This is a genomic window from Clostridium vincentii (genome assembly GCF_002995745.1).
GTDB lineage: Bacteria > Bacillota > Clostridia > Clostridiales > Clostridiaceae > Clostridium > Clostridium vincentii.
This window is the reverse complement of the sequence record NZ_PVXQ01000027.1, coordinates 1-18873: the sequence shown is the minus strand read 5'-3', so window position 1 is coordinate 18873 and position 18873 is coordinate 1. Positions and strand designations below refer to the sequence as shown.

Here is an 18873-nt window from a genome sequence, read left to right as displayed (position 1 = left end):
TTCATTTCTCTTATAATTATGAATTTTATCTATAAGAAGTTTTTAGGGCATCCTTTAAAATCCTAGGTTTCTTTTTGTATTGAGTTACTGGAATAATTTTTTTATGTTTTATATTTAAAAGAGTATATACAGCTATTTTTGCTGCACGTACAGAATATTCTTCAGTAAATACCATATCTTCTGGAATTTCAACAAACTGACTAATCATAGCAAAATTTGTTGATCCTTCTGGTACGACCTTGGGACGATCAGTCATCTTACGAGGCTGAAACTGCGAATCTATATACGGCATCATGCATGGAATAACATTGATTATAGTGTCCATAATCTCATCTATTTTATCTGCCATTTGTAAGTGATGTAAAAGTTCTATTAACATCTCCTCACCTGTGCATTCACGCATTGGTTTCTTTACATAGTCCCCAACTTTTTCTGTATATAAACCATATCCCCAAAAAATAGTAGTATCAAGTGGTTGATTTTTAAAATGTGGTTGTGACGAAACAACAATACTCATTAACCAACTAGAATCTTTAAATGTCATTAAAGCACCACTACCAGGAATATTAGCAGAAAATTTCTCAATTAGCTTTAAAATTTTATTTCCTTTACAAGTTACAGTAAAGCTTTCCCAGTTAGTTTGATCTGGGTGTCCAAAAAATGGCTCTGGATTACCAAGACCTATTTTCTTCTTAGCTATTTTAGCCCAAAGTTCACCAGCTATTGGTTTGATAGGATTATATTCTGCTGGTGTCTTAAAATCACCTATAGTTGCACTATCTGTCATACAGCCATTTGTAATAATACAAATATCCTCTGAGTTTAATTTTATAACTTTCTCCCCCTGACAATCTTCTAGATGTATTGAAGTTACTGTAACTTCATCACCTTGTTTAAAATCTAAATCAGTTACAGTTGCATTAATACTAAAATCAACATCAAACTCATCTAAATATGCTTTTAGTGGAAGTATTACTGATTCATATTGATTATATGGAGTACGTGTAACCCCTTCTAAAGTTTCAATACGAGAGAATTCAAAAATCATACGTTCCATATATCTCTTGAATTCGAATAAGCTAGACCACTTTTGAAAAGCAAAAGTGGTTTGCCACATATACCAGAAATTAGTTTGAAAAAAATGTGGCGTATTGCTAAACCATTCTTCAATAGTGATATTATCTAGTTTTTTCTCTGATGTGATCATTAATTTACCAAGGGCCATGCGATCATTATTATTAAATCCCATGCTAGATACATCTTGAATTATTCCGTCTTTGTCTATTAATCTAGCTTGTGCATGTGTTGGATGTAGATGATCAAAATTAAGTATTTCTTCTGTCACATTTTTACCTGGTAAATCTAAGGATGGAATACTCGAAAATAACTCCCAAAAATTTTCGTAAGTTTCTTCATTTAGCATTCTACCACCACGACATAAGAATCCATTTATAGGATCTCCTGATCCATCATTACTACCACCAAGAATTTTCATTCTTTCAATAATATGAATGTTTTCTCCTTTAAAATTACAGTCTCGGACAAGATAGGCTGCACCTGCTAAAGAAGCTAATCCACCCCCAACAAAATAGACTTGCTTATCTTCATGATCTATTTCTGTCACTGCCCTATTCTGTACTTCAGATTTCTTTTTAAGTTTATTTGCTGTTATTGCAGCTACAGCTGCTGCACCTGCTACAGCTCCTAAAGCTAGTAGTATATTTTTATTGCTTGGCTTCTTACTCATATGATTCCATCACTTTTCTATTTAATCTATTAATTCTTCTTATTTACTATTATAATTTATATAAACAACATTGTATTTATACAATCTTATGATTTTGTCTAAATATTAAAAAAACATCTAACAATAGTTAGATGTCTAATTAGTTCAAACCGAGCATTATATAGATAGTTCAACTGTAAAAGTAGTACCTTTCCCCAACTGGCTTTCAAAATCTATTTGCCCACAGGATAATTCAACGATTTTTTTAACGATAACAAGCCCCAATCCATTTCCTTCTTTTGAGTGAGATTTATCACCCTTATAAAACCGTTCAAAAATGCGCTCCTTATCTTCATCTGCTATACCTATCCCATTATCAACAATCTTAACTTTTACCTTATCTGTATTTTTATAAAGACTAATTTTTATTATGCCCTTTTGATTTGAAAACTTAATTGCATTTTGAATTAGGTTTAGCCATACTTCCTGGAGCAAATGTTCATCACCTGTAATTTTAGCTTCTTCAAGCTCTATATCAAATTCGATTTCTTTGTTTGACCATTGAACTTCAAGTATTAAAATTGCCTTCCTAATCTGTTCATCCAGAGAGAATGACTTTGCCTGTTCACGAATCATTTTGCTATCAAGTTCTGATATCTTTAATAGGTTAGATGAAAGTAAGGATAATCTCTCGCTTTCATCTACAATTATCTCACTATACTCTGAGAGCTGCTCCGCAGTTAAATTACCCTCTCTAATAAGCTTTGCAAATCCCTTTATTGATGTAATTGGTGTTTTAAATTCATGTGATACATTTGAGACAAAGTCCTTCCTTAATAAATCAATGTTTTTAAGTTCCTGTGTCATTAAATTGAAATCTGCAGTTAACTGACCGATTTCATCCTTACTTTTCACTTTTACTTCGACATCAAAATTACCCTTTGCTACCTCTTTAGATGCTGTGGAAAGCCTCTTTATAGGTTTTACAATTCCTCTGACAACAAATAAAATTATAATTGTTCCAACAATCGAACTAAGTAAAAATGTTAATCCAGTCACTGCTCTAATTCTATGAAATTCATAATACAGTTCAGAACGGTCAATAGATAATTTAGTCAAGAAGCTATTTGCCATGATAATATTAATAACCCCAAAGGTCATTGCATTTAAAAACCACCATATCCCTAAAAATATCATAGTGAATTTAGCATATATAGATTTAAGAAAAAACCTCTTCTTCATATAAATCTTTCCACCTTATACCCAAGTCCTCTTACGGTAATTATCTTAAACTCCTCAAGTCCATCGAACTTTTCACGGAGACGTTTTATATGAACATCAACTGTTCTCTCATCGGTTTCATTATCAAATCCCCAAATTTCATCCATAAGGTCTTGGCGTGTAAATATTTTCTTTGAATAACTTAAAAGTTTAAATAATAAATAAAACTCCTTCTTGGGTAGTAAAAAGGTTTCAGTTTTTGTTGTAACTGTTGCAGTTTCATAATCCAAAGTAACTTCACCAACAACAATTTTGTGTTCATTAGATATCTTAGCACGACGGAGCAGGGCCGACACTCTAAGAATCATTTCATCAAAATCAATTGGTTTTACCATATAATCATCTGTTCCAGCCATAAAAGCCTTTTTCTTATCCTCAAAGCTTTCCTTTGCTGTAATCATCAGGATGGGGAAATTGTATTTTGAGGTTCTTACCTCGTTTGTTAAAGTATATCCATCCATATTAGGCATCATAATATCTGCAATCATAAGATCAATGTGTTCTTTGTCAAGTAAATCTAATGCTTCTAATCCATCTGAGGCAGCAAAAACTTTATATCCATCCCGAATTAAATATGTTGTCATTAACTTTCTGATACTCTGGTTATCATCAACAACTAATATCTTAAACATTTTGCCGCCTCCTTTTATTTTATGACCTGTTAATTATACCTTATTTTATACTATATTTAATATAATTATAGACTTCTAAGTGCATCTATCGGATTTAATCTACTTGCTTTTCTTGCAGGCATATATCCAAATATTATGCCAACTGCTGCTGAGAATCCTACTGCAAGTGAAATAGTTGCTATTGATACTACGAACCCTATCCCCATTATAGTTGCAGCAATATATGCAATTAAACTACCTAGTATTAATCCAATAATTCCTCCAAAACTGGAAAGTAATATGGATTCAATAATAAATTGAAGCTGGATTCTATTTGGTGTTGCACCTAAAGCTTTACGCAACCCAATTTCAGATGTACGCTCAGTAATAGATACAAGCATCATGTTCATAATACCAATACCCCCAACAACAAGCGATATTCCAGCGATACCTGAAAGAAGTAGTGACATTATTGACATCATTGATTCAAAAGATTTTATCATATCTCCCATATTGAATATGGTGTATGCATTATCCTTATCGTTAAAAGCAGAATTTAAAACGCTTTTAATGTCAGTTACCGTATCATCGGCTGTATTAGTATCTGTTAGAAATACATCAAGACTCGTAATATTCTTTACGCCTAAACTACTAAGTGCTGTTGTGTATGGAATAATAACTGTATCGTTATTTGATCCCGCACTAAATCCAGTAGAAGCAGCCAAGGTTCCTATTACGGTATAGGTTGTTCCATTTATCATTAGGTCTTTTCCAATAGGATCCACTCCATAATAAAATTCCTCTACAATACTACTTCCTATAATAGCAACTTTATTCTTACTTTCTAAGTCAATACTATTAATAGCTCTTCCTGATTTAAGAAGACTGGTATTAGTCTTGAAGTAAACCTCATTTTTACCCTGAACCGCTACATTTTCTTTAACGTTACCATTATAAACAATTCCAGTTTTCCCTGAAATAGTAGGTGATATGCCACTTATATTATCTACTTGGGCAATATTTTTCATATCCTCTTGGCTAAGACCTTCCTTTAGTGGAGTACCCATAGCATTAATCGTAATTTTATTCACACCAAGAGAGCTTACTTGATCGCTGATACTAGTCTTTGCCCCCTGTACGATAGTAATCAATGCAATAATAGATGCTACACCTATAACAATACCAAGCATCGTTAAAAATGAACGAAGCTTATTATGAATAATATTTTCCCAAGACATTTTTATACTTTCAAATAGCATCCTATTGCACCTCCTCAGTTAGATAACCGTCTAAAATTTTCACTACTCTTTTTGCATGACGCGCAATACCGGTATCATGAGTAATCATAATAATAGTTCTTCCATCTTTATTTAGCTCTTCAAAAAGCTCCATTACCTGAGCTCCAGTTTTTTGATCTAATGCCCCTGTAGGCTCGTCAGCAAGTAAAATTGTTGGTTCTGTAACAAGTGCGCGAGCAATAGCTACCCGCTGTTGCTGTCCCCCTGAGAGCTGATTTGGTAGATTCCTCATTCTATCTCCTAATCCAACCCGCTGAAGAATTGCCTCTGCACGTTTTCTACGTTCCGAAGATGGAATTCCTGAATATATTAACGGAAGTTCTACATTCTGCAATGCCGTCATACGAGGTAAAAGATGAAAGCTCTGAAATACAAATCCTATTTCTTTGTTTCGTGCTTTTGCAAGATCAATTTCATCAAGATCATTAATATTATTCCCAGAGAGAATATAATCTCCTGATGATGGTACATCAAGACATCCAATTATATTCATCATTGTAGATTTTCCAGAACCAGAAGGTCCCAATATGGATAAAAACTCGCCAGAATTAATTATTAAATTAACATTATGTAGAATTTTTAACTCCTCCTCACCCATATAATAACTTTTACAGATATTTTTCATATTTACTATTTCAGTCATTATTCATCGCCCCCAGTAGAACTAGTATCACTAGTATCGCTAGATTGATTTCCTGGTGCTCCCCCCATACCTGTTGTGGTTTCTGCCTTAGTAGTTTTTGTATACAGAATAGTTTCTTCACTTAAAACTCCACTTTTCACTTCAACTATGGTTCCATCATTGATTCCAGTTGTGATTTCAGTTTTTATAGCTTCACTTTTCTCTCCTTGTTTAAGAACATAAGGATTGTTATTATCATCAAACTGAATAGCCTTCATAGGTAATGTAACAACACCTATAGCATTATTATTTATAAGCTTTACTTCTGCTGACATACCAATTTTCACTGCTTCATCTTTTTCAAGGTCTATTGTTGCTGTAAAGAATGTTACTCCATTCACAATTTGTCCTTCTTTAGACATGCTACTGATTATACCTTTTATTTCTTTATTTATTGCGCCTATTTTAACACTTGTTTCTTTTCCTGACTCTAACGCTGCAATGTCATATTCATCCACTTTAACCTGAATTTCAAGATTATTATAATCCACGATTTCTAATACTTTAGTGCCTGCCATAACCTGTGCATCTTCTGTTGCAGTTAAATTAATAACTTCACCACTTATTTTAGATTTAATTTCATCTCCTGTTGTTGTTTCGAATAATATAGTACCCACTTCAACTAGATCTCCATCAGCTACCTTAATTTCAGAAATTTGCATAACCTTTTCAGACATTACAGCCTGACGATTTTTAGTTTCAATATTTCCTGAGAAAGAATAGTAATTTGTAATATCTCCTGTTTGGGCATCTACACTTTCATAGGATGTAACTTTTGGCCTCATAAGTAAAACTGCAGCAATTCCCACTACTACAATTCCTATTATACTAATAGTTATTAACTTTTTTTTCTTTGAATTTCTTTTTGTATTCATTGATGATCATCCTCCAATTTACTTTATAAAGACATAATAATCTAGTTATATGAACTGAACATGAACTATATCCTTGCCTATAAATCTATAAAATATACTATTATTTTTTTACATAATAAAAAAACACCTAACAATTTGTTAGATGTTTAATGGAGGAGAATCCGGGATTTGAACCCGGGCGCCGGTTACCCGACCTACACCCTTAGCAAGGGCGCCTCTTCAACCACTTGAGTAATTCTCCATGTGCTCTCTATATTAAAGTTATGGTGGAGAGATAGGGATTTGAACCCTAGGTACCCGTAAAGGTACGCCGGTTTTCAAGACCGGTGCCTTAAACCAACTCGACCATCTCTCCTCAACTCACGAATTTTATTATATCAACCCTGAAGAACTATGTCAACATATTAAATTAAATTTCTATTTTATTTTCGGATATCTTCTGTTATATTATATAATAAAACACTTAAATGAATGGAGTTAACTATGATTTTATATATTTCAGATTTAGATGGTACCCTACTAACAAATGCTGCAAGTATTTCCTCTATTAGTAAAAATCTTATTAATGAGGCCCTTGATAATAAAATTAATTTTACAATAGCTACTGCACGTACTCCAGCTACCGCTGTCAATATTTTGAAGGACATTAATATAAATCTTCCTGTGATAACTATGAATGGTTCAACAATATATGATATGAAAACTAATAAGTATCTTTATTATTCAACCATAGACAATAAATTACTATATCCTCTGCAGACCTTAATTAAAGAAGAAGGTATAGATGCGTTTATTTATTGCATGGAAGATAATCACTTATTTGTATATCACAATAAATTAACTCATCCTTACCAAATAAGCTTTTATAATGAGCGAAACTCAACTTCATATAAAACTTTTATAGAAAGTTGTCTTCCTGATGATTCTCAAGTTCTTTATTTTACTATAATGGATTATGAAAATAAAGTGAATTCCCTTTATGAACGTATAAAGGATATAGAAGGACTATCTATTACAAAATATAGAGATACTTATAATAAAGATATAATAAATTTGGAAATATATCATTCATCTTCATCAAAAGGTAGCGCTATTAAATATTTAAAAAATCATTTCAATTTTGATAAAGCTGTAACCTTTGGTGATAACTTAAATGATATTTCAATGTTTCAAGTTTCAGATGAATGTTATGCTGTAGAAAATGCTACAGATGAATTAAAAAGAATTGCTACTAATACCATAGGCTCTAATACAGATGATTCTGTTGCTCATTTTATCTTTGAAGCATCACAAAACCTCAGCAAAAATTGCTGAGGTTATAATTTACAAATACTCATAATACAAACCATTCTTTGAAATAGCATTATCTAAATTATTATCCCATTCTCCTCTTTTAAAAAGATGGAAACCTTCCCTTTGTAGTACCATCTTACAAATAATAATCCTGCAATAAGAATAGCTGTTACAGCCAGTCCACCCTCTGGGCCAAAACCTCCACCATTAATTATATTGTTTTCATTATATATGGTACTAATAATGCCTTTACTATCCATTCCACTTACTGGAAACCCGAAAACATTACCCTGAAAATAATTCCATGTAATATGATATCCTATGCACATCCACAAGTTTCCTGACCATATATACATAAGTGCAAATACCACACCTACTAAAGCTATATTAATAAAAGCGATAAGAGAAAAAGAAGAATTAAAAATATGCATAAGTGAGAATATAACAGCAGAAACACCAACCATTAATGGAATATTTCTCGTTTGTTTCATTACAGAAATTATATAGCCTCTCCCTAAAATCTCCTCTGCAAAACCTACAAAAATATATAATATTAAATATAAAAAAGTATCCAATGAAAATGAAAGGGTCCATGAAGTCACCTTAGCATTACCAGTAGCCACAATAAATATAAAAACAATAGTAATAGATAAAGCTCCAAGTCCTAATCCGCAGAGTAATTCTTTACTATGCTTTCTAATAGATTTGAGTCCCATATTCTTTAAAGGCTGCTTTATAATAAGCTTCCAACAAAAAATACAGACAGCTATAGTAATAATCTCTTGCCCTAATAATAGTGGCATATTAAAACTATTAAGTAATTGATTAAAAGTTTCGGCCATCATTTCCTGAGATCCATTTATACTATCAATGTTTAGAGCGAATATAATAATACCCTCTACAAAAGAAATTATAAACAAAAATAAATTTAGTATAACTAAAATTAATAATATTTGCCATCCTGCTCTGAATTTATTATGCTTATTTTTTAATATTCCCATCTAAATCCTCCTTTTTATTAGCCTGTACCGCTATACCAGCATATTAACTTATAATTCCTATTTGTAATTATTATAATATAAAAAAAGTAATATGTAAATTATTACCTATCTTATATCTACAAAAGTTTTTTTATGGTGGATAGATATGACTTTTAAGTCTCATTTTTTATGTAGCCACCTCAATCATTATCACTGGCTGTGATAATTTATTTATTTTCCATTTTTTGGAGTTCATATACAAAATACACATCACCATTGACACAAAAGTTGCCAACGGAGATGCAAATCCAATTTCGTACAAAGTTGTACCTGATAGTTTACTTAAATAAAAAGCAATAGGTATCCGTATTATAAAAGTGGCTATTAAACTATGTATCATTGGGAACATTGAATGACTGCAACCTACAAAAAACGAGTTCATGCAAAATACAAAGCAAACTAAAATGCAATCAATGCTGTATGATTTTAAATATAGTGCTGCCATTTGTATCACTGCTGTATCATTGGAAAATAATGCTGTAAGTGAAGTTGGACTTAGCTGTGAGTATGCATAGAATCCAATTCCAAATATCAGAGAATAACCTATGCCTGCATATAAGCATTTTTTGGCTCTGTCCGGCTTTCCAGCACCCATATTCTGTGCTGTCATTGCAGCTATTGCTGATGCAAATGCAATTGTCGGAAGCATTGTGAATACGATAATTTTTTCCACAACACCTACAGCTGCGGAAGCAGTTAATCCCATTGTATTTATAACTGCTGTTATAACAAGGAAGGAAATATTTATCAGACCATCCTGTAAAGCAATGGGCAGCCCCAATTTAAATAAGATACTTGCCTTGATGTAATCCATCCGAATATAACTGCGGTTAAATTCAAGTTTAAAACTTTTCTTTTTTAAAAAGATAACTGAAAGAAGTAAGCTTATTGCCTGAGCCAATATTGTTGCAATTGCAGCGCCAGGTGCTCCCATATTGAATACACCAACTAATACGAAATCAACACAAATATTAATCATGCAGGCTATTGCAATAAATATCAATGGAGTCTTTGAATCTCCCATTCCTCTCAAAATACCACTTACTGCATTATATCCAAAAATAAATGGTATTCCACAAGAACATATGAAAATGTATTGCTGAGTATACTTTATTGCCTCTGTTGGTGTGTTCAGTAGATTTGTAATATTACCAGTTAACAACACCATGATAGCGGTTAATACAACAGAGATTACGCTAAATGTAAAAATCATTGTCCCTATTGTTTGAGCAATGTCTTTATCTTTTTTTGCTCCAACATATTGTGCAATTAAAACTGTACCACCTGTTGTTATTCCAAGAACAATCCCAGTAATTGTTTGCATTACCTGACTTCCTATTGCTACAGATGAGACTCCTGCCGAATCAGAAAATTGCCCAACAACAAACAAATCAGTAGCACCATACAGTGCTTGTAAAAGGCTTGCAAGCAAAAAAGGGATTGCAAATTTTAATAATTTCGAAAAAATTCTCCCCTCAGTTAATGAATTGCTTCGTTCCATAAATTAAAGACCTCCTAAACAAAAAATGCTGGATAAAACAGTCGGTTTTATCCAACCATCTTATCCAGCACATAACAATCTATATACCCTCCGATGAATAATGTCAGTATATAAAATTTTTGTATTTTTGTCAACATATCCAAAGTTTCTCATTTTATCTATGAAAGATTATAACAAAAAACCTCAGCAATATCGCTGAGGTTTTTTACTTGGAGGAGAAATAGGGATTCGAACCCTAGGTACCGATAAAAGTACGTCGGTTTTCAAGACCGGTGCCTTAAACCAACTCGACCATTTCTCCACATCCGAATTACATTATATCAATTTTTAATATATTTTGTCAAGAATATTTTTTAAATAGGCAGTCTATAATTGTAGCCTGCCACTTTAAAAGATTAGTTTTCTTCAAGTCTTCCATGCTTTTCATATCTAGATACCTTATCTATCTTATTGTTTTCATCAACAAAAACCACATAAGGCTTATGGTCCTTGGCATCTTCATTATCCATTTCACAATAGGCCATGATAATTATTTTATCATTAACTTGTACACATCTTGCAGCTGCTCCATTTAAACAAATCAAGCCTCTCCCTCTTTCTCCTGCAATAGTATATGTTTCAAATCTTTGCCCATTATCAATATCTACTATTTGTACTTTCTCATATTCTAAAATTCCTGATGCATCTAATAGATCCTCATCTACAGTAATACTTCCCACATAATCTAACTCAGCTTGTATAACTTTTACCCTGTGTATCTTACCTTTTAACATTGTTATTCTCATCTTAATATCCCCCACTACATTTTAAATGTAAAATTATCTATTAATCTTGTTTTTCCTATATAAATTGCTATGGCTATTAATGTAGGCCCCTTTATTTCTTGAATATTCTCCATGGATAAAGCATCCACCACTTGGATATAATCAATTTTTGCTAGCTTTTCACTATCTATAGTATTTTTAATAGAATTAATAATATTATTACTACTTCTTTCACCTTTCTCAAGGGATTCTTTAGCTAGTTTCAAGGATTTATTTAATACTATTGCAGCAATTCTTTCTTCCTTGCTTAAATAAGTGTTTCTAGAACTCTTTGCAAGTCCATCCTCTTCTCTAATTATAGAACACCCTACAATCTCTACATCTATACTTAAATCCCTTACCATTCTCTTTATAACAGCTAATTGTTGAGCGTCTTTTTGTCCGAAATATGCCTTATCAGGTGTAACTATATTAAATAGCTTACTAACTACAGTACAAACACCTGCAAAGTGACTTGGTCTACTTTTTCCACATAAGTTTTCTGTTAATCCATTCATATTTACAATAGTACAGAAATCATCAAAATACATTTCTTCCTTATCTGGATTAAATATTAAATCTGCACCAGCATTTAAACATAATGTAGTATCCCGATCTAAATCCTTAGGATAGTTTTCCAAATCCTCATTAGGTCCAAACTGAATTGGATTTACAAATATACTAACTATAACTCTGTCATTTTCTTCCGATGCCTTCTTTATCAGACTTTCATGACCTTCATGTAAATACCCCATAGTTGGTATAAATCCAACTGTTAAACCCTCTTTTTTCCACTGTTTTATAACTTCTTTAACTTTTTTAATTCTATCTTCTAATTGCATATCTCCATCTCCTAATATAATTTCTCTATGATTTCATCATCTATTTTAAAGCTATGTTCATCTGCTGGAAAAACACCATCACGAACCTCTTCAATATACTTAGTAAAAGCCACTTTCATCTCTTCACCTAAATCCGTATACTTCTTAACAAACTTTGGAGTAAAATCTGAAAACATTCCTAACATATCTTGATATACTAAAATTTGACCGTCACAGGCTACCCCTGCACCGATTCCAATTGTAGGTATGCTTAACTTACTTGTAATATACTCTGCAAGCTTAGCTGGAACACATTCAAGTACTACAGCAAAAGCTCCAGCCGCCTCAACAGCCTTAGCATCCTCTAAAAGTTTCTTAGCAGTTTCCTCATTTTTTCCTTGTACTTTGAATCCCCCAAATGTATTAACTGACTGTGGGGTAAGTCCTATATGCCCCATTACAGGTATTGAAGCATTAACTATTGCCCGTATCTGCTCAGCCACTTCTGTTCCACCCTCTAACTTCACCGCCTGTGCCTTTCCTTCTTTAACTAATCGTCCTGCATTTACTATCGCATCATAAACTGAAGTTTGGTAAGACATAAAAGGCATATCTGTTACTACTAATGAATTTTTAGCGCCTTTAGCAACTGCTTTTGAATGGTGTATCATCTCTTCCATAGTTACAGATAATGTATCTTCATATCCTAAACATACCATTCCTAATGAATCACCTACTAAAATTCCATTTATCCCTGAATCATCAATTATTTTAGCTGTTGAATAATCATAGGCTGTAAGCATAGTTATTTTTTTTTCTTTTACTTTTGCCTCTTTAAATGTAACACTTGTATTTTTCATCTTAATCTCCAATCATATCTTCTATTTGTCTATAATTCCTATCCTTATTCTTTTTCTTAGCAATTCTTATTAACTTTCTAGATAATAATTTATATAATTCTCTATCCTCATCACCTAGACATTCTAGATGATTTTTAATAGTTCCTCCATCTGCCCTCTCAATAGGACCTGTTAAACTATTTATAATTCCATCAGAACCTATATTCTTAATATTATTAGATATTAGTGGGTATAGAGACTCTAGGGCATCTTCTTCATTGAATCCACATTGTTTAAGGTCTTCAACAGCAACTTGTACAAGAGCTATTACATGATTACTTGCAATAACTGATGCGACATGATACTTAACCTTATTTTCTGCAGAAATAACTTTTATTTTATTCCCTATTCCAAGGATTAGATTTTTAATTATATCCATTTTTTCTAATGGACCTTCAATTGTAAAAAAAGCTTTATCTAAATCGTTATAAGAATTATATTTATGGTTGAATGCGAACATTGGATGGATTGAATAGCCATATGAATTATAGTATTCAATATTAGAAAAGACCCTTGATGATAAGGATCCACTACAATGACAAATGATTTTACCTTTGATTGACAGCTGTTTAACACTACTCCATATCTTTTTTATCGTTTCGTCTGGAGTCGTAATGAAAATAGTATCACATTCCTTCACTAAATTCTCCATATCATAATAATATTTTGAATCTGTAAATTCTGCTGCTTCCTTAGCCGAATCTAAATTTTTACTATAGTATCCAATAACATTTAAGTTATTATCTCTAAAATATTTACCTAAGGAAAACCCTACTTTTCCTGCTCCTATAAATCCTATTCTTATTGTTACCACCTCCATAATTAGAGTGTGATACTACTAGTCCCATTCCTATGGATATGAGCTGTCATAAATTGAAAAATCATTGCCTGGTGCAGCTTTCTAAAAAAATACCACCCACTAAGAATTTAACATATTCATCTAAATATTTCAATAAGAAAAATATTCTTTCATATCCACATGTATATACAAAACTTGTTACATTAATTTATACTATAATTAAATTGAGATAAAAATTGAGCTATATAAAATAGATTTATTACCTATTTTATATAGCTCATTTAATTATTTTATAACATCACATCGTAAATATTCTCTTAATACATCTGGAACTACTAAACTACCATCTTCTTGTTGATAATTTTCAAGAATAGCGGCTACGGTTCTTCCAATCGCGACCCCTGATCCATTTAATGTATGAATAAATTCAGCCTTATCCTTCTGAGTTTCCTTATATTTAATATTTGCTCTTCTAGATTGAAAATCTTCGAAATTAGAACAGCTTGATATCTCTACATATCTATTGTAACTTGGCATCCAAACTTCTATATCATATTTTAGTGCAGCGGTAAATCCTAAGTCACCCTTACATATTCTAACTATTCTATACGGTAATCCTAATCCTTGAAGTACGGATTCAGCATCCTTTACAAGCTTATCTAGTTCAATATAACTCTCATTCGGTCTACAGAACTTAACCAACTCAACCTTATTAAATTGATGCTGTCTAATAAGTCCTCTAGTATCTCTTCCTGCTGATCCAGCTTCTGCTCTAAAACAAGCTGAATACGCCACATGTTTAAGAGGAAGATCTGATCCTGATAAAATTTCATTTCTATACATATTAGTAACTGGAACCTCTGCTGTAGGAATTAAAAAGTAACCATTATTTTCAACCTTAAAGGCATCCTCTTCAAACTTAGGTAATTGACCAGTCCCTACCATACTCTCTCTATTAACCATATACGGTGGTAAAATTTCTGTGTATCCATTTTCAAAAGTATGTTTATCTAAATAATAATTTATTATAGATCTCTCAAGTCTCGCTCCTAAGCCTTTGTAGATTGTAAATCTAGCCCCTGCAACCTTTCCACCTCTTTCAAAATCCAACATATTTAAGTCAGTTCCTAAATCCCAGTGAGCTTTTGGCTCAAATTTAAACTTAGGTATCTCCCCCCAAGTCTTAATTTCTAGGTTATCTTCATCAGTCTGGCCGTCTGGGACTTGTGGATTTGGTATATTAGGTATTCTTAACATTATATATTTTAAGTTTTCATCTATTTTAGTTACTTTTTCATCAAAAGATTTAATTCTATCCCCTAACTGTCTCATTTCGTCCATTACTGCTACTACATCTTCTCCAGCTTTCTTCCTTTTAGGAATTTCAGCTGAAACCTGATTTCTTTTTCCTTTTAGTTCCTCTACTTCAACTAATATTTTTCTTCTTTCTCCATCTAAAGAAACAATTTCATCTATTACCGAAACATCGAAATTTTCTCCTCTATTTGAAAGCAATTTTTTTATTTCCTCCGGATTAGTTCTGATTCTTTTTAAATCTAACATTATTCTTCCTCCTTAAATATTTAAAAATAAATATAAAAAAAGAGCCTTATTTCCCATAAAAGGGACGAAAGACTCCGCGTTGCCACCCTAATTGATAGAATAATTCTATCCACTTAGTAAATTTAACGATTTCCCGTTCTGCTCATCACAGATCCTCAAAGGTGGATTCATAATAAATAACTATTAGTTCACACAAAACCACTAACTCTCTTAAAATTATATTATTATTACTAGCCTTATCAAAGGTTTATTATATTATATAACATTACATAGTTTATTGTCAATATTTCACTAAATTATTTTAATCTCTTTCAATTTTTCTAGTACTTACTATATCTATCCCTGTATTAAGGATATTTTTACATATTATATCTCCAATATTAATGGGACTACTTACATATATTCTCCCTAATACCTTTGAAAAGTCAATGAACACGCTTCTATCAACCTGTTTATTGCTTTTAACAGATATTACTCTATGCTGCTCATCGCCTTTTACTCTAACTAGACTAGTAAATACTTCATTCAAAATATATACCTCCTTTACTATACTTCATCAAATTCTTTTATCCTACCTATCCAGACTTTAGAATCTTTTGAATCTTCAACAATTTCAGTAGGCTTTTTATCCATTTCTCTAGCTAAAATATTAACCATTTTTCTTACACAAAATGATCCATGACAATTGCCTAATGCTGCTCCCGTTCTTCTTTTTATCCCCTGGAGAGTTCTAGCCCCTAGTGGTCTCCTTATTGAATCTACAATTTCCCCTTCTGTCACTTGATTGCAAAGACATATTATATTACCATATCTTTTATCCAATGATATTATCTCATTTCTTTCATCCATAGTCATATCTCTAAATCTATAAAATTCCCTTCTTCTGTCTATGAAATCTTTCTTTTCAGTTGCTTTTAAATTCAAAGCTATCGCATCACTAATAGTTTTTGCTATAGCTGGTGCCAAGGTTATTTTCCCATAATGAGTACCAGTTACCCTTATATACCCCTTATCCATACAGGTATCGTCTATGACCATTAAATCCTTTTTATAAGCGTCACTAAATATATTACTTACATTACTTTTGTGAATTCCCGGCACTAGCATATTTGCATACTCTATTCCATCATCTATATTTACTGCCCTAGGATTTTTTATACCTAAAATTGATCCTCCAGAAATATTCGGCATATTTAAGACAAAAGTATTATCATCTAACACCTTCACCACTATTTTCTCTAATGCTTTATCTATATTATCATCTACTAAATAATAACTCATATTTTTTGAAAATTTAATAATGCTATTTTCTTCTGATAGTTTATCTATATTTTCATCTATATATACTTCCTTTGCAATAGTATTTATAACTACTCTACATGTGAATTTATTTTTGTTAGTAGTTACCTTAAACCCCTTTGAAATATTACTTATATTCAGTACTTCTTCCTCAAATCTAACATTAACTCCATTATCTGCAGCTACCTCTCCATAGGCTATTGCTAAATCATACGGCGTAATAATAGCTACATTTTCTGAATATAATGCTTTCTTAAAAGGTATATTCAAATTTGGCTCTATATTTAAAGCTTCTTCTTGGCTAATTAGATGAACCTTATCAATTCCTCTAATCTTTGCTCTTTTATACATATCTTGTAAATTTAAAATATCTTCATCATTATCACCTAATCTTAAAGAACCTATTTTTTTATAAGTTACTTTAAATTTAGAGCACGCTTCTTCGATAAGTTCACTACCTATTTTTTCTAAAGAAGCCATTACAGTGTCTGATGTTTCCGAGCCATCATAAACTACTGATGTATTTATAAAGGATATATCATCCGCTATATCATAATGTTTTTCTATTAAAGCTATATTTAAATTGTATTTTGACATTTCATAAGCAACAGAACATCCTATTATTCCGCCGCCTACTACCAATACATCATAATCCATAGTCATCCTCCATCTAGTGAAACTTGATTGAGATGGTCTTTGACCCCATCTGAATCTTAGTTGAATTTTGTATCCTCAAGTGGCCATTATCTATCAGATAAATTCTTTCTCTAATACTCATCTATAATAAATCCATTTTTATTTAATTCCTCTAATATTAACTTCATATTACTTTCTGTATCCGCTGATATGGTATGAATATGAACTCCTTTTGTTAGTAATGATAATAGCTTAGCATCACTCTTTTTGTAATTAATCAAGAATTTTTCTAAATCATTTAAATTTTTAATCATAAGCATTCCTTTTATTTCACCATATAAAGGATGTTCCACAATTACATCTTCTATAATTCCACCATATTTAATTACAATGTTAAGTTCTTGACCTAATTTACTTTCATCATGAGTTACCGCTATAATTTGTTTTATTCTATTATCCTCTTTGCCAATTATATATCCATCAGGAGTAGCTATTATTTTATTTCCCTTTGCTCTTAATATAGCTATATCCTTTACAATAATTTGTCTAGTTACTCTATAGCTATCTGCCATCACTGTACCTTTTAAAGCTTTATTATTGCTTATTAATAATTTTATTATATCTTCCCTTCTTTCAATAGAATTCATGTTTTTCTTACCTTTCTTCTCTACTAATTATTATCATCACATTCTTTTACTATTTTAAGATAAATATTTATTCCTATCTCTTTATAATGATGTTGTTCTATAGCTTCTAAAAATTCACTGTCATATCGATTAATATTATTTAGTAAAGCTACAGATTTTTTAGGATGATTATAATATGTATCTATTTTTTTATTAAAATTATATTTTTTTAACTTCCCATTAGTAATTTTATCTACTATTACTATTACTGACTTATCTATTATATTTAAACTAGCTGATGCTTTCCCTATATCATGTAGTAGCGCTATTTTAGCTAATTTATCTATATCTATATCTTCCTGTTTATATTTCGTCAAAGCATCATTACAGACTCTTATACAATGATGCATATCCGAAAAACTTAATTGCTTAAATAACTTTTTTTCGTCTTTATTTAAATATTTATCAATTATTTCTTCATCTATAGGCTTAAATTTTGCAGTTATTGCCCACATAAATTGTTTAACTCTATATATGGCCATAATATTTCTCCTTAATATTATTATCTTCTATGTAATAATATCATTATAGACATTTATTATCAATAATATATAAATTCTACAAAACAAAAAAGCTATGAATTAAATTCATAACTTTTTTAATGGTGGAGGTAAAGAGATTCGAACTCTTGACCCCCTGCGTGCAAGGCAGGTGCTCTCCCAACTGAGCTATACCCCCAAAATGGTGGACCTTCAGGGATTCGAACCCTAGACCTACCGGTTATGAGCCGGTTGCTCTAACCAGCTGAGCTAAAGGTCCTAGTTTAACCTGGCAACGTCCTACTCTCCCACACAGTTGCCCATGCAGTACCATTGGCGCAATAGAGCTTAACTTTCCTGTTCGGAATGGAAAGGAGTGTTTCCTCTACGCCATCATCACCAGATTCTTCAGATTTATTCTCTGAAAATTGCACATATATATATTAAGTTATTCTTGTATTTCTCTATTGGTTAAGCCCTCGACCTATTAGTATCAGTCAGCTTAATATGTTACCATACTTACACCCCTGACCTATCAACCTCGTGTTCTTCAAGGGGTCTTACTAGCTTACGCTATGGGA

Annotated in this window: 18 protein-coding genes, 5 tRNA genes, 2 rRNA genes and 1 other annotated feature; of the genes, 1 reads left to right on the top strand and 24 read right to left on the bottom strand. The window is 31.8% G+C overall.

Annotated elements, in window-relative coordinates; genetic code table 11:
* Positions 1 to 25: 25 nt before the first annotated feature.
* The 8 genes from CLVI_RS11870 to CLVI_RS11835 all read right to left on the bottom strand — a co-directional run bounded on the left by CLVI_RS11870 (position 26) and on the right by CLVI_RS11835 (position 6828).
* The gene (locus tag CLVI_RS11870; protein WP_106060344.1) at positions 26 to 1747 is read right to left on the bottom strand and encodes an oleate hydratase; all 1722 of its coding nucleotides are present in this window, start codon (positions 1745 to 1747) and stop codon (positions 26 to 28) included.
* 156 nt (positions 1748 to 1903) lie between these two features.
* Complete coding sequence (locus CLVI_RS11865; RefSeq protein WP_106060343.1) at positions 1904 to 2968, bottom strand: sensor histidine kinase; 1065 nt, start codon at positions 2966 to 2968, stop codon at positions 1904 to 1906.
* On the bottom strand, positions 2965 to 3639 hold the full coding sequence (locus tag CLVI_RS11860) for a response regulator transcription factor (RefSeq protein WP_106060342.1): 675 nt from the start codon (positions 3637 to 3639) through the stop codon (positions 2965 to 2967). The genes CLVI_RS11865 and CLVI_RS11860 overlap by 4 nt, the downstream gene beginning before the upstream one ends.
* A gap of 65 nt (positions 3640 to 3704) precedes the next feature.
* Positions 3705 to 4877, bottom strand: coding sequence for an ABC transporter permease (locus CLVI_RS11855; protein WP_106060341.1), 1173 nt, complete (start codon positions 4875 to 4877; stop codon positions 3705 to 3707).
* A gap of 1 nt (position 4878) precedes the next feature.
* A complete protein-coding gene (locus CLVI_RS11850; RefSeq protein WP_106060340.1) occupies positions 4879 to 5559 on the bottom strand; it encodes an ABC transporter ATP-binding protein in 681 nt (226 codons plus the stop codon).
* Entirely contained in the window at positions 5559 to 6473 is a 915-nt protein-coding gene (locus CLVI_RS11845; protein WP_106060339.1) for an efflux RND transporter periplasmic adaptor subunit, read from the bottom strand. Before CLVI_RS11845 ends, CLVI_RS11850 begins: the two co-directional genes overlap by 1 nt.
* Positions 6474 to 6623: 150 nt before the next feature.
* Positions 6624 to 6714 (bottom strand) — tRNA-Ser (locus tag CLVI_RS11840).
* A 23-nt stretch (positions 6715 to 6737) separates the two neighbouring features.
* Positions 6738 to 6828, bottom strand: a tRNA-Ser gene (locus CLVI_RS11835).
* Positions 6829 to 6956: 128 nt separating this feature from the next.
* On the opposite strand from CLVI_RS11835, the gene CLVI_RS11830 reads away from it, so the two are divergent.
* Positions 6957 to 7787 carry an HAD family hydrolase gene (locus CLVI_RS11830; RefSeq protein WP_170065655.1) on the top strand — a complete coding sequence of 277 codons (831 nt, stop codon included), beginning with the start codon at positions 6957 to 6959 and terminating at the stop codon, positions 7785 to 7787.
* A gap of 53 nt (positions 7788 to 7840) precedes the next feature.
* Here CLVI_RS11830 and CLVI_RS11825 read toward each other — a convergent pair whose 3' ends face one another.
* The 16 genes from CLVI_RS11825 to CLVI_RS11750 form a co-directional block, all read right to left on the bottom strand.
* Positions 7841 to 8767 carry a CPBP family intramembrane glutamic endopeptidase gene (locus CLVI_RS11825; RefSeq protein WP_106060337.1) on the bottom strand — a complete coding sequence of 309 codons (927 nt, stop codon included), beginning with the start codon at positions 8765 to 8767 and terminating at the stop codon, positions 7841 to 7843.
* 166 nt (positions 8768 to 8933) lie between these two features.
* Positions 8934 to 10307, bottom strand: a complete 1374-nt coding sequence (locus CLVI_RS11820; RefSeq protein WP_106060336.1) for an MATE family efflux transporter — start codon at positions 10305 to 10307, stop codon at positions 8934 to 8936.
* 210 nt (positions 10308 to 10517) lie between these two features.
* Positions 10518 to 10608, bottom strand: a tRNA-Ser gene (locus tag CLVI_RS11815).
* A 94-nt stretch (positions 10609 to 10702) separates the two neighbouring features.
* Positions 10703 to 11092, bottom strand: a complete 390-nt coding sequence (panD, locus tag CLVI_RS11810; RefSeq protein WP_106060335.1) for an aspartate 1-decarboxylase — start codon at positions 11090 to 11092, stop codon at positions 10703 to 10705.
* Between the two features lie 14 nt (positions 11093 to 11106).
* Positions 11107 to 11952, bottom strand: coding sequence for a pantoate--beta-alanine ligase (panC, locus tag CLVI_RS11805; protein WP_106060334.1), 846 nt, complete (start codon positions 11950 to 11952; stop codon positions 11107 to 11109).
* An 11-nt stretch (positions 11953 to 11963) separates the two neighbouring features.
* The gene (panB, locus tag CLVI_RS11800) at positions 11964 to 12791 is read right to left on the bottom strand and encodes a 3-methyl-2-oxobutanoate hydroxymethyltransferase (protein ID WP_106060333.1); all 828 of its coding nucleotides are present in this window, start codon (positions 12789 to 12791) and stop codon (positions 11964 to 11966) included.
* Between the two features lies 1 nt (position 12792).
* Positions 12793 to 13650 (bottom strand): Rossmann-like and DUF2520 domain-containing protein, encoded by an 858-nt coding sequence (locus tag CLVI_RS11795; protein ID WP_106060332.1) that lies wholly within the window; start codon positions 13648 to 13650, stop codon positions 12793 to 12795.
* Positions 13651 to 13914: 264 nt separating this feature from the next.
* Positions 13915 to 15192 (bottom strand): serine--tRNA ligase, encoded by a 1278-nt coding sequence (gene serS / locus CLVI_RS11790; protein ID WP_106060331.1) that lies wholly within the window; start codon positions 15190 to 15192, stop codon positions 13915 to 13917.
* A 57-nt stretch (positions 15193 to 15249) separates the two neighbouring features.
* Positions 15250 to 15444, bottom strand: a binding site (T-box leader).
* A gap of 49 nt (positions 15445 to 15493) precedes the next feature.
* A complete protein-coding gene (locus tag CLVI_RS11785; RefSeq protein ID WP_423237133.1) occupies positions 15494 to 15724 on the bottom strand; it encodes a DUF1667 domain-containing protein in 231 nt (76 codons plus the stop codon).
* A 14-nt stretch (positions 15725 to 15738) separates the two neighbouring features.
* Positions 15739 to 17148 carry an NAD(P)/FAD-dependent oxidoreductase gene (locus CLVI_RS11780; protein ID WP_106060329.1) on the bottom strand — a complete coding sequence of 470 codons (1410 nt, stop codon included), beginning with the start codon at positions 17146 to 17148 and terminating at the stop codon, positions 15739 to 15741.
* A gap of 110 nt (positions 17149 to 17258) precedes the next feature.
* Positions 17259 to 17774 carry a transcription repressor NadR gene (locus tag CLVI_RS11775; protein ID WP_106060328.1) on the bottom strand — a complete coding sequence of 172 codons (516 nt, stop codon included), beginning with the start codon at positions 17772 to 17774 and terminating at the stop codon, positions 17259 to 17261.
* Between the two features lie 23 nt (positions 17775 to 17797).
* Positions 17798 to 18295 carry an HD domain-containing protein gene (locus tag CLVI_RS11770; RefSeq protein ID WP_106060327.1) on the bottom strand — a complete coding sequence of 166 codons (498 nt, stop codon included), beginning with the start codon at positions 18293 to 18295 and terminating at the stop codon, positions 17798 to 17800.
* 120 nt (positions 18296 to 18415) lie between these two features.
* Positions 18416 to 18491: transfer RNA gene (locus tag CLVI_RS11765), tRNA-Ala, on the bottom strand.
* A 4-nt stretch (positions 18492 to 18495) separates the two neighbouring features.
* A tRNA-Ile gene (locus CLVI_RS11760) sits at positions 18496 to 18572 on the bottom strand.
* A 7-nt stretch (positions 18573 to 18579) separates the two neighbouring features.
* Positions 18580 to 18696, bottom strand: a 5S ribosomal RNA gene (rrf, locus tag CLVI_RS11755).
* A gap of 63 nt (positions 18697 to 18759) precedes the next feature.
* A 23S ribosomal RNA gene (locus CLVI_RS11750) occupies positions 18760 to 18873 on the bottom strand; the annotation flags it as partial.